The organism is Enterobacter sp. 3U4 (genome assembly GCF_057224565.1).
This window is the reverse complement of sequence record NZ_CP136665.1, coordinates 2,996,221-3,010,561: the sequence shown is the minus strand read 5'-3', so window position 1 is coordinate 3,010,561 and position 14,341 is coordinate 2,996,221. Positions and strand designations below refer to the sequence as shown.

Sequence of the window (14,341 nt, the reverse complement as noted above, 5' to 3'; positions counted from 1 at the left end):
GGACGTTGCTATGTCTTTTGCCGTACCGCGCGCAGTACCGTTGACCATTCTGGCCGCTTTTGTACTGGCAGGCTGTGCCGAAAAGGGGGCCGCTCCGCTCAAAAAGGGCGAGAAGCCCGTCGATGTGGCGAGCGTTGTGCGGCAGAAAATGCCCGCCAGCGTGAAGGATCGCAATGCGTGGGCAGACGCGCTGGCAAAAACCTTTGAAAGCCAAAAGATCGCGCCGACCGAGGAGAATATCTGCTCGGTGCTGGCGGTGGCACAGCAGGAGTCGATGTACCAGTCAGACCCGGCTGTGCCGGGGCTGAATAAAATCGCCTGGAAAGAGATCGACCGCCGCGCGGAGTCCATGCACATTCCGGTGTTCCTGGTGCATACCGCGCTTAAAATCACCTCGCCGAACGGCAAAAGCTACAGCGAACGGCTGGATACGGTGAAAACCGAAAAACAGCTTAGCGCCATCTTTGATGATTTCATCAGCATGGTCCCAATAGGGCAGAAGCTGTTTGGCTCACTGAACCCGGTCCACACCGGTGGCCCAATGCAGGTAAGCATCGCGTTCGCGGAGAAACACACCGACGGCTATCCGTGGAAAATCGACGGTACGGTGCGCCAGGAGGTCTTCTCTCTTCGCGGTGGACTGTGGTTCGGTACGTATCACCTGTTGAACTACCCGGCGAACTACGATGAGCCGCTGTACCGCTTTGCCGACTTTAATGCCGGCTGGTATGCCAGCCGTAATGCGGCATTCCAGAGTGCGGTCAGCCGCGCAAGTGGCGTTAAGCTCGCTCTGGACGGCGATCTCATCGCTTACGGCAGCAGCGAGGCGGGAAGCACAGAGCTTGCCGTACGGAAATTATCGACCACGCTTGGCTTGAGCAACAGCGACATTCGCCGCCAGCTTGAGAAAGGCGATAGTCTGGCCTTTGAGAAAACGGATCTGTACAAGAATGTCTTTGCGCTTGCAGAGAAGAAGAGCGGGAAAACGTTACCGAGGGCTATCCTGCCGGGCATTCAGCTGGAAAGCCCGAAGATCACGCGTAACCTCACCACCGCGTGGTTCGCTAAACGCGTGGACGATCGCCGGGCTCGCTGTATGGGGCTTTAACGGCGACGGCGAAAGCGCAGCACTAATGCCACAACGCCCAGAATCATACATCCCGCGAGGAAGGGAATCAGGCCGAACAGAGTACTGACGCCAAACCCAATCTCAACTCGCGGGCGTCCGTTATCCTGCACCTGCATCAGGTGTTCATAAACGCCAGGCGCATGGACCAGCATATTGAGCAGCTGTGAGCCAGCCCAGAAGCAGAACAGGACAAACAGGGCATACGCGATATTACCCGCCGTGGAGGTTTTTGGTTTGCCGCCAAAAATCGGTTTCGACAATGTAAAGTCAGCCATGATGACCTCCGGATAAATCGCTCTGATATTACGCTTCGTACAGGGTGAGTTTGACAGGTCATCGCATTTGTCAATATCAGAATCGTGGTAATTTACGCGCCGGAATCCTCCTGGATTGTTGATTTCTGCAGCACATCACAATTTCATCACTTACGTGAAATTGCGTCGCGTTTCAGAATTTCCGTATCTGCCACAGACCTGGCCGTAAAACTGTGAGAGGATGTCTTTTTTTCCTGCCGGAGTTGTTATGAAGCTCACGTCCAAACTACGCCGTGACTGGCACTACTACGCCTTCGCTATCGGGCTGATCTTTATTCTTAACGGTGTCGTGGGCCTGCTGGGGTTTGAAGCAAAAGGCTGGCAAACGTATGCCGTTGGGCTGGTGACCTGGGTGATAAGTTTCTGGCTGGCGGGGTTTATTATCCGCCGTCGTCCTGAAGAGACGACAGCGGATGAAGCTGAGTCGGCGAAAAGCGCCGATTAACCGTTTACGGAACTTTTAAGCGCGCTGTCGGCGGCGTGACGCTCCAGCGCCAGTTCGATCAGGCGGGTGATCAGCTCCGGGTAGCTAAGGCCGCTGGCCTGCCACAGTTTCGGATACATGCTGATGTTAGTGAACCCCGGCAGCGTGTTGATTTCATTGATCACCACCTCGTTTTCCGCCGTCAGGAACACATCCACGCGCGCCATGCCGCTACAGCCGAGCGTCTGATAGGCGCGAATGGCGATCGTCCGGATCTTATCGTTAATCGCCGGATCGATATCCGCAGGTACGACAACCTGCGCGCCTTTGTCATCAATGTATTTGGTGTCGTACGAGTAGAAGTCGCTGTTTAAGACCACTTCGCCGCAGGTGCTCGCCTGTGGAAAATCGTTGCCCAGCACGGCACACTCAATTTCACGGCCTTTGATGCCCTGCTCCACCACTACTTTATGGTCGAACTCAAACGCCAGACGGACGGCCTGCGTGAACTCTGCTTCGCTGGTCACTTTGCTTACGCCCACGGAGGAGCCCTGGTTTGCCGGCTTCACAAACAGCGGCAGACCCAGCTCTCCGCTAATTTGCGCGAAGCTGTGCTTGTCGCGGTTGGCGCGAGTAAGGGTCACGAATGGCGCAATGTTCAGCCCGGCATCGCGCAGCAGGCGTTTGGTGACGTCTTTGTCCATGCACGCGGCAGAGCCAAGTACGTCCGAGCCGACGAACGGCAGGTTGGCCATGCGCAGCATCCCCTGCAGGGACCCATCTTCCCCCAGGGTGCCGTGAACGATAGGGAAGACAACGTCGATCTGGGCGAGAGCCTGTGCATTGCCGGCGTCGATGAGCTGCCCCTTCACGACGCCGGGTACGGTGGCGACGCTCACTTCCGAAGGATTCAGAGCGATGTGTGCCGGATCGTGAGCGTTCAGCAGATACTGGCTGGCATCGTTAACGTGCCACTGGCCCTGTTTATCAATGCCCAGCAGCACCACGTCGAAACGGCTTTTATCGATCGCATCAACGATATTTTTGGCCGATTGCAATGACACTTCGTGCTCCGCTGATTTTCCCCCAAAGACAATACCTACGCGCTGCTTAGCCATCTCACTCTCTTCCAGTCTGACGAAAAGCCAATAACATACCACGATGCCCGGCGGGTTTCGCGGCCTTCTGCCATAATGTTTTGGGGAATGTTGAGGGGGGAGAGTGAAAGGAAAAACGCTGCTGACCGGATTTATCATTTTGACCATCGCAACGCTGGGTTACCGCTGGTTGCCGCCTTACTACAACCCTTTCATGCCGCTGACGCTTGACGATCCGCCAGGCCTAATCACTCAGTATAAGCTTCGGCGTTTAACCCCCGAGGCGTGCGCGAGCCTGCTGTTACAGGCTAACCAGAGAGAGCTCATCCGCACCCAGCCGGTCGCCGACAGCGCCGGGGAATGCCCGCTGAGCAACGTCGTGCGCGTGCGTGACTTCGGCCCGGTCGGCCTGAACGGCAGCTTTCTTGCCAGCTGTCCGCTGGCGCTCAGCTCAGCCCTCTTTATTAGCCAGCAGGCACGGCCGCTGACAAAGCGCTATACGGGCTCTGACCTGGCGCGCATCGACCATCTCGGCAGCTTTGCCTGCCGCAATATTTATCACCGCCCTGACGCGCGCCGCAGTGAACATGCCACGGCGGAGGCGCTGGATATCGCCGCTTTTCGTCTGGCGAACGGGGAACGCGTCACGGTACTGAACGGCTGGAAGGCGGCGACAACGCAGCCATGGCTGAAGGCCATGCTGGCGGCGAGCTGTGGCTACTACGGAAACGGCCTGGGACCGGAGTATAACGCGGCGCATGCCAACCATTTTCATCTGGGCATGCGCGGTTTCGGACTCTGTCGGTGAAGCATAATATTCCGCCAGAAAATGGATGAATTGTGACTTATTTCACAAATATGATGACTGGGAAGATAAAACACCAAAGTCAGTCCGGCCGCATCTCTGGTGCGACGTCAAAACGCGTAACTTGCTAATCTGTAGGCGAATTCGCCTAAAAATGAAGACTATTTCGTTATGGAATCCTGGAAAGTTAATCTCATCTCAGTCTGGTTCGGCTGCTTCTTTACCGGGCTGGCCATCAGCCAGATCCTGCCGTTCCTGCCGCTGTACGTTTCGCAGCTGGGGGTGACTTCGCATGAAGCGCTCTCCATGTGGTCCGGTCTGACGTTCAGCGTCACGTTTCTGGTCTCCGCCATTGTGTCACCGATGTGGGGCAGCCTGGCGGATCGGAAAGGCCGAAAACTGATGCTGCTGCGCGCCTCGCTCGGGATGGCGATAGCCATTCTGCTGCAGGCCTTCGCCACCAACGTCTGGCAGCTGTTTTTCCTGCGCGCGGTGATGGGGCTGACGTCCGGGTACATTCCGAATGCCATGGCGCTTGTCGCCTCTCAGGTGCCGCGCGAGCGTAGCGGCTGGGCGCTGAGTACGCTCTCCACGGCACAGATAAGCGGCGTTATCGGCGGGCCGCTGCTGGGGGGCTTTCTGGCGGACCACGTCGGGCTGCGAGCGGTATTTATTATCACCGCGATCCTGCTGGTGGTCAGTTTTCTGGTCACGCTCTTTCTGATTAAAGAAGGTGGGCGCCCGGTTATCAGTAAATCTGAACGCCTCAGCGGCAAGGCGGTCTTCGCCTCGCTGCCCTATCCGGGGCTGATGATCAGCCTGTTTGTGACCACTATGGTTATCCAGCTCTGTAACGGTTCGGTCGGTCCGATTCTGGCGCTGTTTATTAAGTCGATGGAGCCGGAGAGCACGAATATCGCTTTTCTGAGCGGCATGATTGCCGCCGTGCCGGGCGTATCCGCCCTGATTTCCGCGCCCCGTCTGGGGAAACTGGGTGACAGGATCGGCACCGCGCGCATCCTGATGGCGACGCTAATTTTTGCGGTCGTGCTCTTCTTCGCGATGTCGTTTGTCACCTCTCCGCTTCAGCTTGGCGTATTGCGATTTCTGCTCGGCTTTGCTGACGGCGCCATGTTGCCTGCGGTACAGACCCTGCTGGTCAAATATTCCAGCGACCAGGTGACGGGGCGTATTTTTGGATATAACCAGTCATTTATGTATCTGGGGAATGTTGCCGGTCCGCTTATTGGCGCATCCGTTTCCGCAATGGCCGGTTTTCGTTGGGTATTTGCCGCCACGGCGATTGTCGTTTTAATCAATATTATCCAGCTGGCTATTGCGCTGCGCCGTCGCAGACAAATGGCGGAGGCCAAATCGACGAGATAACGATTTGTCAGATGTATTATATATTCTTATGGTAGCCGCATTTTTATATAACAAAATGCGGCATCTTTTTATAGAAAAACGTTTCGCTCACGGCGCTGCCTCTTTATTTCCGTTCCTGTATCACTTTTGCATACCATAATTAATATCTTCTCTTTGCAATATGGATTCAGAGTGATAACGTCAGACAAAACTGAAAAAGGAACTGGCACGATGAAGAATCTCATTGCTGAATTGCTGGTCAAGCTGGCACAAAAGGAAGAGGAGTCAAAAGAGCTGGTGGCTCAGGTCGAAGCGCTTGAAATAGTGGTCACCGCGCTGCTGCGACAAATGGCGAAAACCGATCAACAGGCGTTGATTGAAAGCGTTGAAGGCGCGCTGGAGAGCGTCAGACCTGAATCGCAGGTACCGGTTGAGGATGCTGAGATGCTCCACCAGTACGTAAAGAAGCTGTTAAGGCATCCGCGCAGCTAAACCGTCACAGGACGTAACGACGTGTCATAGAATTGTCATGCAGGATGCCTATAGTCGCTCTGTTTTTATTTTTATGTATTTGTACATGGAGAAAATAAATTGAAACAGAGCGCACTTTTCATCGCATTACTTCCCCTGTTAATTACCCCTGCCATTTATGCTGATACGACGCAAACCAGCGTGCTGGATAATCGTGCGGCAAAAGGGGATATCACCCAGCCTGGCGGCGCACGCCGTTTATCAGAAGATCAAACTGCCGCTATTCGCGCTTCGCTAAATGAGAAACCGGCGAAAAATATTATTCTGCTGATTGGCGATGGAATGGGCGATTCCGAAATCACGGCGGCGCGAAATTATGCTGAGGGAGCGGGCGGCTTTTTTAAAGGCATCGACGCCTTACCGCTGACCGGACAATATACCCATTACGCGCTGGATAAAAAAACCGGTAAACCGGATTACGTAACGGACTCCGCGGCCTCTGCCACGGCGTGGTCCACCGGCGTGAAAACCTATAATGGTGCGCTGGGCGTGGATATTCACGAAAAAGATCATCAAACCCTTCTGGAGATGGCAAAGGCGGCGGGCCTGGCGACCGGCAACGTCTCCACTGCTGAACTTCAGGATGCGACGCCCGCAGCGCTGGTGGCGCACGTGACCTCGCGTAAGTGCTACGGCCCGTCAGTGACCAGCGAAAAATGCCCAACGAATGCGCTGGAAAAAGGCGGCAAAGGCTCGATTACGGAACAGCTGCTGAACGCGCGTCCTGACGTGACCCTGGGCGGCGGCGCGAAAACCTTCGCGGAAACCGCGACGGCGGGCGAGTGGCAGGGCAAAACGCTGCGCGAGCAGGCGCAGGCTCGCGGCTATCAGCTGGTGAGTGACGCAAATTCGCTGGCGGCAATTACCGAGGCGAACCAGAACAAACCGCTGCTGGGGCTGTTCTCTGACGGCAACATGCCCGTGCGCTGGGAAGGACCAAAAGCCTCTTATCACGGTAACATCGATCAGCCTGCGGTGACCTGTACGCCAAACCCGAAACGCACGGACAGCGTACCGACGCTGGCGGCGATGACCGATAAAGCGATCTCTCTGCTGAGCAAGAGCGAAAAAGGGTTCTTCCTGCAGGTGGAAGGCGCGTCAATCGATAAGCAGGATCATGCGGCGAATCCGTGCGGTCAAATTGGCGAAACCGTCGATCTGGACGAAGCCGTGCAGAAGGCGCTTGAGTTTGCGAAAAAAGACGGTAACACCCTGGTGATCGTCACCGCGGACCACGCGCACGCCAGCCAGATCATTCCGCCAGACACCAAAGCCCCGGGCCTGACGCAGGCGCTGAACACCAAAGATGGCGCCGTCATGGTGATGAGCTACGGTAACTCTGAAGAAGAGTCCATGGAGCACACGGGCACCCAGCTGCGCATTGCCGCCTACGGCCCGCACGCGGCAAACGTGGTAGGCCTGACGGATCAAACGGATCTGTTCTATACCATGAAGGCGGCGCTGGGTCTGAAATGATAAAATCCCTGCGGAAATCACATCTGTCGGCTGGTTTTTTTGCTGTCACGAACCAGACTTACAGGGAATGTTCACAAAAGGATGGTGCAATGAAAACAACATTACTGGTTACTCTGCTCTCCGGCCTGTTCCTGGTCGCATCGGCGAACGCGGAAGAGAAAACGTTAACGCCGCAGCAGCAGCGTATGACCACCTGTAATCAACAGGCGACGTCTCAGAGTCTGAAGGGCGATGCTCGCAAGACCTACATGAGTGACTGCCTCAAAAACGGCGCCTCGAAACCGGCTGAAAAAAGCCTGACGCCGCAGCAGCAAAAGATGCGCGAGTGTAATGCGAAGGCAACCGAGCAGTCCCTGAAAGGGGATGACCGCAGCAAGTTCATGAGTGCCTGCCTGAAGAAAAAAGTGTAGTTCGAACGGGTGAGCGGCTTCGGCGGCTCACCCGAAATTTCATACTTTCCCCGCAGACCCCCTCTCTATAATTTGGGAAAATGTTTCAGAATATTCCCAAAAATGATGAATGATGAAACGTATTACAACAAAAAGCGCATTCGGGAAGAGTGGAATTTAACCCTTTCTCAGGATGACTCTCACCGCGCCGGCATTCAGTTTGCCCGGCGGGTTCGGCTGGCGCGCGCCGTGGGGCTGGCAGCAATGTTTTTCCCGGTTGCAGGAATGCTGGTCACCCATTTTTTACCCGGAGGCTGGTGGCTTTTACTGGTCGGTTGGGCGTTCGTCTGGCCCCATTTCGCCTGGCAGCTGTCCTGCCGGGCCGCGTCACCTCATCAGCAGGAAATTTTCAATCTTAAAATAGATGCCATTATCGCCGGGCTCTGGATCGGCGTGATGGGGGTGAGCGCGTTACCCACTGCAGCGCTGGTGATGATGGTAGGGATGAACATGATGGGCTCCGGGGGCTGTCGTCTGTTTATTCCGGGGATCCTGTTAACCCTGCTCTCCGCGCTGGTGACGCTGCCGCTTGTCGGTCACGTGGCCGTCTTCAACCCCGACCCGGTGGAGTGGGGGTTAACGCTGCCGGTGCTGGTGCTTTATCCCATGCTGTTTGCCTGGCTCAGCCACCGCACCGCCGTCAGGCTTGCTGAGCACAAGCAGCGGCTGGAAATGATGAGCACCCGCGACGGCATGACCGGAGTCTTTAATCGACGCCACTGGGAAATGCTGCTGCGAAATGAATTTGAGCATTGCCGCCGCGACCACTGCACCGCCACGATTTTGCTGATTGATATCGATCATTTTAAAAATATCAACGATACCTGGGGTCACGCCGTGGGGGATGAGGCGATCATTGCCATCACGCGCCAGCTCCAGATGTCGGTGCGGTCAGGTGATGCCATCGGCCGGTTTGGCGGGGATGAGTTTGCGGTGATTATGTCGCAGACCGCAGCGGAAAGCGCGATCGCCGTGATGTCCCGTGTGCATGAGCGGCTGGAAACGCTGTCGCTACCGTGCGCGCCAAAAGAGGCGCTGCGCATCAGCGTAGGCGTTGCCCCCTGGGGGCCGCAGTTTGGACATTATCGGGAATGGCTAAAGGCGGCTGACGTGGCGCTGTACAAAGCGAAAAATGCCGGGCGCAGCCGTACCGAAGTGGCCGCCTGACGCCCGACTGAAACGATCAGGATTTACTTAGCTTCTCTGACTTTTCCATACATTTTGCCATTGCCTCAATGACGGCCGAGCGGAATCCGCGCTCTTCCAGCACCCGCACCGCTTCGATGGTGGTGCCGCCCGGGGAGCAGACCATATCTTTCAGTTCACCCGGGTGTTTGCCGGTCTCCAGCACCATTTTGGCGGAGCCCATGACGGCCTGCGCGGCGAACTTATACGCCTGGGCGCGCGGCATTCCGCCAAGTACGGCGGCGTCGGCCATCGCTTCTAAAAACATGAAAACATAGGCAGGGGCTGAGCCACTCACGCCGACCACCGGATGGATCATTGATTCGGCAATCACTTCTGCTTCACCGAAGCAGCGGAAAATATTCAGCACATCGGCCACTTCTTCCGTGGTCACCAGCGCGTTAGGCGTGACGGAGGTCATGCCGGCGTTGACCAGGGAGGGGGTGTTGGGCATCGCACGGACGATTTTGCGGTCGTGGCCCAGCGCGCGCGCCAGCTGATCGAGCGTGACGCCCGCGGCAATCGACACCACCAACGTCTCTTTATTCAGGCTGGAGGTGATATCGCTCAGCACTTTGATCATGATGTTCGGCTTGACGGCGCCAAAGACGATATCGGCGACCTGGGCCACTTCCTGCGCGCTTTCGGCGGCGTTGATCCCGTATTGATCGCGCAACGCGGCGACCTTGTCCGGTGACGGGGTATAGACCCAAATCTGACCCGGCAGCACCTGCCCGCTGGCGATCAGACCGCCCAGGATGGCTTTGCCCATGTTACCGCAGCCGATAAACCCGATTTTCTTGTCCATCACGATTCTCCGTCATTATGCGTTGTTTTCTCTGATTGATAGCTTAACAACGAAATGCAGGCGACAATAGTCGACAGAGTCATTATGGGGAGACAATATGGCGATTTGGGTTGATGCGGACGCGTGTCCGAACGTGATTAAAGAGATTTTATTTCGCGCCGCCGAGCGCGTTCAGATGCCGCTGACGCTGGTGGCGAACCAGAATATTCGCGTACCGCCTTCGCGGTTCATCCGCTCTTTGCGCGTGCCGGCCGGGTTTGACGTGGCGGATAACGAAATTGTTCGCCTGTGTAGCGCGGAGGATCTGGTGATCACTGCGGATATTCCGCTGGCTGCCGAAGTGCTGGAGAAAGGGGCGGCGGCGCTTAATCCGCGCGGTGAACGATACTCGCCGTCGACCATTCGCGAGAAGCTCACCATGCGCGATTTCATGGATACGATGCGGGCCAGCGGCGTGCAGACCGGTGGACCGGACAGCCTTTCACAGCGCGATCGCCAGCAGTTTGCTGCCGAACTGGATAAATGGCTGCTGGAAGTGAAGCGCCGCACAGCGTAATGATAATTATTGTCAATTTGTGGTACAGTGTGGCCTCCACAGGGTTGTCATCCCGTACCGCTTTGCAGTAAAGTAATCGCAACATCTTCTGCAATTATTTCTTTACACTCTTCAGCCATCCGGCATCAAGGGGAACACCTGGCTATGACCCAACCCATCTTTTTAGTTGGCCCCCGCGGCTGTGGGAAAACCACCGTTGGCCTGGAGCTGGCACGCGTGTGTCATCGCCAGTTTGTGGATACCGACCACTGGCTGCAAACCGAGGCCGGAAAAACCATCGCTGAGATTGTTGAGCAAGAGGGATGGGAGAGCTTTCGCGCGCGCGAAACCGCCGCGCTGAAAGCGGTCACCACCCCGTCTGCCGTGATCGCGACCGGTGGGGGCATTGTTCTGGCGGAGTGTAATCGTCACTTTATGCGCGAAAAGGGAATTGTGATTTACCTCAGCGCGCCGGTGTCGGCTCTGGTAGGGCGTCTGGAAGCTTTTCCGGAAGAGGGGCAACGCCCTGCGCTGACCTCCAGACCACTCAACGAAGAGGTGAGTGAAGTGCTGGCGGAACGCGATGCGCTATACCGCGAAGCGGCTCACCACGTGGTGGATGCGTCAGCCACTCCCGAAGACGTTGTGATTCTGATTATTACCGCCCTGCGTTTGGCTTGTGCCAGCTAAGCGGCGTCTATACTTATAGCTCAGACATAAAAAAAGGATGAGCTATGCCAACCAGACCTCCCTATCCGCGTGAAGCGCGCATTGTTACCGTTGAAAAAGGCCATACGGGTCATACCGTGACCTGGTATCAACTGCGTGCGGATCACCCAAAACCGGATTCGCTGATCAGTGAACACGAGACTGAGCAGGAAGCGCTGGATGCGAAACGGCGCTACGAAGATCCCGACATAACCTGAATGTTTTCCTAAACGCTCCAGGATCGTGCCTGAATCACACTTTTTACTCATCGTGAAAGTTAAGCAGGAGTTAATATTTAGTTATTACAAGTAACTCCGGTATCGGCAGGCGATCTTTACATTTCGATGTCGGGATCACCTGCTACGCTTGGTGCTGTTTTGTTGAAAAAATGAACTGTGCAGCGTAGTGAGCCTGTACCTGTGTGCACGATGTTGAAGTAATGGAAGGCGATTAAGATGAAGGCAACGTTGGCGATCCTCACCATTGGTGTGGTCCCTGTAAGCGAAGTGTTACCGCTCTTAACCGAGCATGTATCTGAACAACAGATAACGCATCTGAGCCTGCTGGGGAAGATGAGTCGGGAAGAGGTCATGGAGGACTACGCTGTCGAGGCGGGGGAGGATCCCCTGGCGACGTTATTAAGTGACGGTAAACTGGCGCATGTTTCACGCCAGAAAATCGAGCGCTCGCTGCAGGGCGTGATAGAAGTGCTCGATAATCAGGGTTATGACGTTATTTTGCTGATGAGCACGGCCCCCATTAAGGGGCTCACGGCGCGCAATGCGATTCTGCTGGAACCGATGCGCATCATTCCGCCGCTGGTGGCCTCCATCGTGGATGGTCATCAGGTGGGGGTGATTGTCCCCATCGAGGAGCTCATGGATAACCAGGAAGCAAAATGGCACGTGCTGGAAAAAGTGCCCTTGTATGCGCTGGCAAATCCGTTCTGGGACAGTGAGGCCAAGCTCATTGCTGCCGGGAAGGAACTGCTGGAGAGAGGGGCAGATGTCCTGATCCTGGACTGCCTGGGTTTCCATCAGCATCATCGTGATTTGCTGCAAAAAGCGCTGGATGTGCCCGTGCTGTTATCAAACGTTCTGATGGCTCGCCTGGCCTCGGAACTCCTCATGTAATGATTTTGCGTGACAGGTGATGAGCATGGCCCCTATAGTGAATTTTTATCTAAAAATATAAGGGCCAGTTCATGCTTCAGAGTAACGAATACTTTTCCGGTAAAGTGAAATCCATTGGTTTTACCAGCAGCAGCACTGGCCGCGCCAGTGTCGGCGTTATGGCGGAAGGCGAATACACCTTTGGCACGGCGGAAGCGGAAGAAATGACGGTGGTCAGCGGTGCGCTGAACGTCTTACTGCCGGGTGAAACGGAATGGAAAGTTTACGCTGCCGGGCAAGTTTTCAACGTCCCTGGCCACAGCGAGTTTCATTTGCAGGTCGCTGAACCTACCTCTTATCTGTGCCGCTATCTGAAATAAAAAATAAGCCGGGTGGTGCTAACGCTTACCCGGCCTACGTTTTGCCCGTTATCTCTGCGCTTCGCCGCCGAGACCTTCCACCAGATTCTGAATCAATGCGGCCAGCTCCCCGGTCATCAGGATGAAGTCCGCGTCGAAGCGCTGGGCGTAATCTTCCCTGTCGATATCTTCGTTCTGATCGCGCAGCTCGTCGCAGAACTTCAGACGCTTCACGGAGCCGTCGTCGCACATCACGAACTGGATGCGCTGCTGCCAGTCGAGCGCCAGTTTAGTGACCACTTTACCCGCTTCGATGTGTACAGCGATCTCGTCGCTCACCAGATCCTGCTTCTTCGCGCGGATCACGCCGCCATCTTCCAGCAGGGCTTTCAGCTCGGCTTCATCAAGGATCTGGAAGCCCTGTGCCGCAGCGCCGCTGCGTACCCATTCGGTCAGCGTCAGCTCGATCGGCGTTTCCAGCGCCAGCGGAACGACCGGTAAAGATCCGATGCTTTTACGCAGCAGGGCCAGCGTGTCTTCTGCTTTCTTGGCGCTGGCGCAGTCCACCATGATCAGCCCGTTAACGGTGTCGATCCACATCATGGTCTGGCTGAAGCGGCTGAAGGCGCGCGGCAGCAGAGAGTGCAGCACTTCATCCTTCAGCGAATCTTTTTCGGTCTTTTTCAGCTTGCGGCCCTGTTCGGCTTCCAGCTTGAAAATTTTTGCTTCGAGCGCCTGCTTAACCACGGGCGTGGGCAGAATCTTCTCTTCTTTACGGGCGCAGACGATGATTTGACCCGTGCTGCTGGCGTGGGTCAGTGCATCGCTTTGTGAACCCATTGGCGGAACCCAACCGGTTTTCGCCATATCCTGGCTACCGCAAGGGGAAAAGGTATAAGCGGCTAACTGTTTTTCCATCTCTTCTGCACGCAGCGAAACGTCGCGGCTGAGACGGTAAACCATCAAATTTTTGAACCACAGCATGATAATTTCCACGGCCTTGTCGTTAAATCAGCGGGCATGATAACGAATTGTCGCATCGCTTGCATTGCTAATCGGGAAGCGTGCTTCTACTCTGTTGATAATCAAAATAATGAGGAGAGTCTAGTGCGTATTGGGATCGATTTGGGCGGCACCAAAACAGAAGTTATCGCACTGAGCGAGCAGGGGGAACAGCTGTTCCGCCACCGTCTGCCTACACCGCGCGATGATTATCACCAGACTATCGAGACGATTGCCAGACTGGTTGAGATGGCCGAGCAGGCGACAGGGCAAACCGGCAGCGTCGGGATGGGGATCCCGGGCTCGATCTCGCCGTATACCGGCGTGGTTAAAAATGCTAACTCCACCTGGCTCAACGGCCAGCCGTTTGATAAAGACTTAAGCGCGCGCCTGAACCGGGAAGTGCGTCTGGCCAACGATGCCAACTGCCTGGCGGTCTCGGAGGCCATCGACGGCGCGGCGGCCGGTGCCCAGACCGTGTTTGCCGTGATCGTCGGTACCGGCTGCGGTGCGGGCGTGGCGTTCGGCGGGCGCGCCCATATCGGCGGTAACGGCACCGCGGGCGAGTGGGGGCACAACCCGCTGCCGTGGATGGATGAAGACGAGCTTAAATACCGCACCGAAGTGCCGTGCTACTGCGGAAAACAGGGCTGTATTGAGACGTTTATCTCCGGTACCGGTTTTGCGACCGACTACCACCGCCTGAGCGGCCAGCCGCTCAAGGGCAACGAAATCATGCGTCTGGTCGAAGAACAGGATCCGGTCGCCGAGCTGGCCCTGAGCCGCTACGAAATGCGGCTGGCGAAATCCTTGGCGCACGTGGTGAATATTCTCGATCCTGACGTGATAGTACTGGGTGGCGGCATGAGCAATGTCGATCGGCTTTACGCCACGGTACCGAACCTGGTGAAGCAGTGGGTCTTCGGCGGCGAGTGTGAAACCCCGATCCGCAAAGCGCTGCACGGGGACTCCAGCGGCGTGCGCGGCGCGGCGTGGCTGTGGCCCGAATAAACGCAAAACGGCAACTTGCGTTGCCGTTTTT

Annotated in this window: 18 protein-coding genes; 14 read left to right on the top strand and 4 right to left on the bottom strand. The window is 56.1% G+C overall.

The features are described 5' to 3' along the window. Positions 1–10: 10 nt before the first annotated feature. Positions 11–1,108: a DUF1615 domain-containing protein gene (locus RVY89_RS14500; RefSeq protein WP_484825704.1), complete on the top strand. Its 1,098-nt coding sequence runs from the start codon at positions 11–13 to the stop codon at positions 1,106–1,108. On the opposite strand, the gene RVY89_RS14495 is transcribed toward RVY89_RS14500, so the two are convergent. Next, the gene (locus tag RVY89_RS14495) at positions 1,105–1,404 is read right to left on the bottom strand and encodes a DUF2755 family protein (protein ID WP_008503287.1); all 300 of its coding nucleotides are present in this window, start codon (positions 1,402–1,404) and stop codon (positions 1,105–1,107) included. The genes RVY89_RS14500 and RVY89_RS14495 overlap by 4 nt on opposite strands. 247 nt (positions 1,405–1,651) lie before the next feature. Here RVY89_RS14495 and RVY89_RS14490 point away from each other — a divergent pair, with 247 nt between their 5' ends. Beyond that, positions 1,652–1,888 (top strand): DUF2754 domain-containing protein, encoded by a 237-nt coding sequence (locus RVY89_RS14490; protein ID WP_484825703.1) that lies wholly within the window; start codon positions 1,652–1,654, stop codon positions 1,886–1,888. Here RVY89_RS14490 and ddlA read toward each other — a convergent pair. Then, positions 1,885–2,985, bottom strand: a complete 1,101-nt coding sequence (ddlA, locus tag RVY89_RS14485; RefSeq protein ID WP_484825702.1) for a D-alanine--D-alanine ligase — start codon at positions 2,983–2,985, stop codon at positions 1,885–1,887. The genes RVY89_RS14490 and ddlA overlap by 4 nt on opposite strands. Positions 2,986–3,088: 103 nt before the next feature. On the opposite strand from ddlA, the gene RVY89_RS14480 reads away from it, so the two are divergent. The 6 genes from RVY89_RS14480 to adrA all read left to right on the top strand — a co-directional run bounded on the left by RVY89_RS14480 (position 3,089) and on the right by adrA (position 8,757). Then, positions 3,089–3,772, top strand: a complete 684-nt coding sequence (locus RVY89_RS14480; RefSeq protein WP_484825701.1) for an extensin-like domain-containing protein — start codon at positions 3,089–3,091, stop codon at positions 3,770–3,772. A gap of 168 nt (positions 3,773–3,940) precedes the next feature. Then, complete coding sequence (locus tag RVY89_RS14475) at positions 3,941–5,155, top strand: multidrug efflux MFS transporter (RefSeq protein WP_371898733.1); 1,215 nt, start codon at positions 3,941–3,943, stop codon at positions 5,153–5,155. A gap of 210 nt (positions 5,156–5,365) precedes the next feature. Further along, positions 5,366–5,626 carry an anti-adapter protein IraP gene (gene iraP / locus RVY89_RS14470; protein ID WP_023293178.1) on the top strand — a complete coding sequence of 87 codons (261 nt, stop codon included), beginning with the start codon at positions 5,366–5,368 and terminating at the stop codon, positions 5,624–5,626. A 99-nt stretch (positions 5,627–5,725) separates the two neighbouring features. Beyond that, on the top strand, positions 5,726–7,141 hold the full coding sequence (gene phoA / locus RVY89_RS14465) for an alkaline phosphatase (protein ID WP_484825700.1): 1,416 nt from the start codon (positions 5,726–5,728) through the stop codon (positions 7,139–7,141). Positions 7,142–7,230: 89 nt separating this feature from the next. After that, complete coding sequence (psiF, locus tag RVY89_RS14460; RefSeq protein ID WP_008503278.1) at positions 7,231–7,551, top strand: phosphate starvation-inducible protein PsiF; 321 nt, start codon at positions 7,231–7,233, stop codon at positions 7,549–7,551. 102 nt (positions 7,552–7,653) lie between these two features. Then, positions 7,654–8,757 carry a diguanylate cyclase AdrA gene (gene adrA, locus RVY89_RS14455; RefSeq protein WP_484825699.1) on the top strand — a complete coding sequence of 368 codons (1,104 nt, stop codon included), beginning with the start codon at positions 7,654–7,656 and terminating at the stop codon, positions 8,755–8,757. A 16-nt stretch (positions 8,758–8,773) separates the two neighbouring features. Here the strand turns inward: adrA and proC are convergent, their stop codons facing one another. Beyond that, positions 8,774–9,583: a pyrroline-5-carboxylate reductase gene (gene proC / locus RVY89_RS14450; RefSeq protein ID WP_024906789.1), complete on the bottom strand. Its 810-nt coding sequence runs from the start codon at positions 9,581–9,583 to the stop codon at positions 8,774–8,776. 97 nt (positions 9,584–9,680) lie between these two features. Here proC and RVY89_RS14445 point away from each other — a divergent pair, with 97 nt between their 5' ends. The 5 genes from RVY89_RS14445 (at position 9,681) to ppnP (ending at position 12,318) form a co-directional block, all read left to right on the top strand. Further along, positions 9,681–10,139 (top strand): YaiI/YqxD family protein, encoded by a 459-nt coding sequence (locus RVY89_RS14445; protein ID WP_010428006.1) that lies wholly within the window; start codon positions 9,681–9,683, stop codon positions 10,137–10,139. Positions 10,140–10,283: 144 nt separating this feature from the next. After that, positions 10,284–10,808 carry a shikimate kinase AroL gene (gene aroL / locus RVY89_RS14440; protein ID WP_484825698.1) on the top strand — a complete coding sequence of 175 codons (525 nt, stop codon included), beginning with the start codon at positions 10,284–10,286 and terminating at the stop codon, positions 10,806–10,808. Positions 10,809–10,852: 44 nt separating this feature from the next. Continuing rightward, positions 10,853–11,044 carry a protein YaiA gene (yaiA, locus tag RVY89_RS14435; RefSeq protein WP_023334675.1) on the top strand — a complete coding sequence of 64 codons (192 nt, stop codon included), beginning with the start codon at positions 10,853–10,855 and terminating at the stop codon, positions 11,042–11,044. A gap of 237 nt (positions 11,045–11,281) precedes the next feature. Continuing rightward, a complete protein-coding gene (locus RVY89_RS14430) occupies positions 11,282–11,959 on the top strand; it encodes an AroM family protein (protein ID WP_008503271.1) in 678 nt (225 codons plus the stop codon). Between the two features lie 71 nt (positions 11,960–12,030). Next, on the top strand, positions 12,031–12,318 hold the full coding sequence (gene ppnP / locus RVY89_RS14425; RefSeq protein ID WP_008503270.1) for a pyrimidine/purine nucleoside phosphorylase: 288 nt from the start codon (positions 12,031–12,033) through the stop codon (positions 12,316–12,318). Positions 12,319–12,366: 48 nt separating this feature from the next. Here the strand turns inward: ppnP and rdgC are convergent, their stop codons facing one another. Continuing rightward, positions 12,367–13,281: a recombination-associated protein RdgC gene (gene rdgC, locus RVY89_RS14420; protein WP_023310540.1), complete on the bottom strand. Its 915-nt coding sequence runs from the start codon at positions 13,279–13,281 to the stop codon at positions 12,367–12,369. Between the two features lie 123 nt (positions 13,282–13,404). On the opposite strand from rdgC, the gene mak reads away from it, so the two are divergent. After that, positions 13,405–14,310: a fructokinase gene (gene mak, locus RVY89_RS14415; RefSeq protein ID WP_484825697.1), complete on the top strand. Its 906-nt coding sequence runs from the start codon at positions 13,405–13,407 to the stop codon at positions 14,308–14,310. The last annotated feature ends 31 nt before the right edge of the window (positions 14,311–14,341 follow it).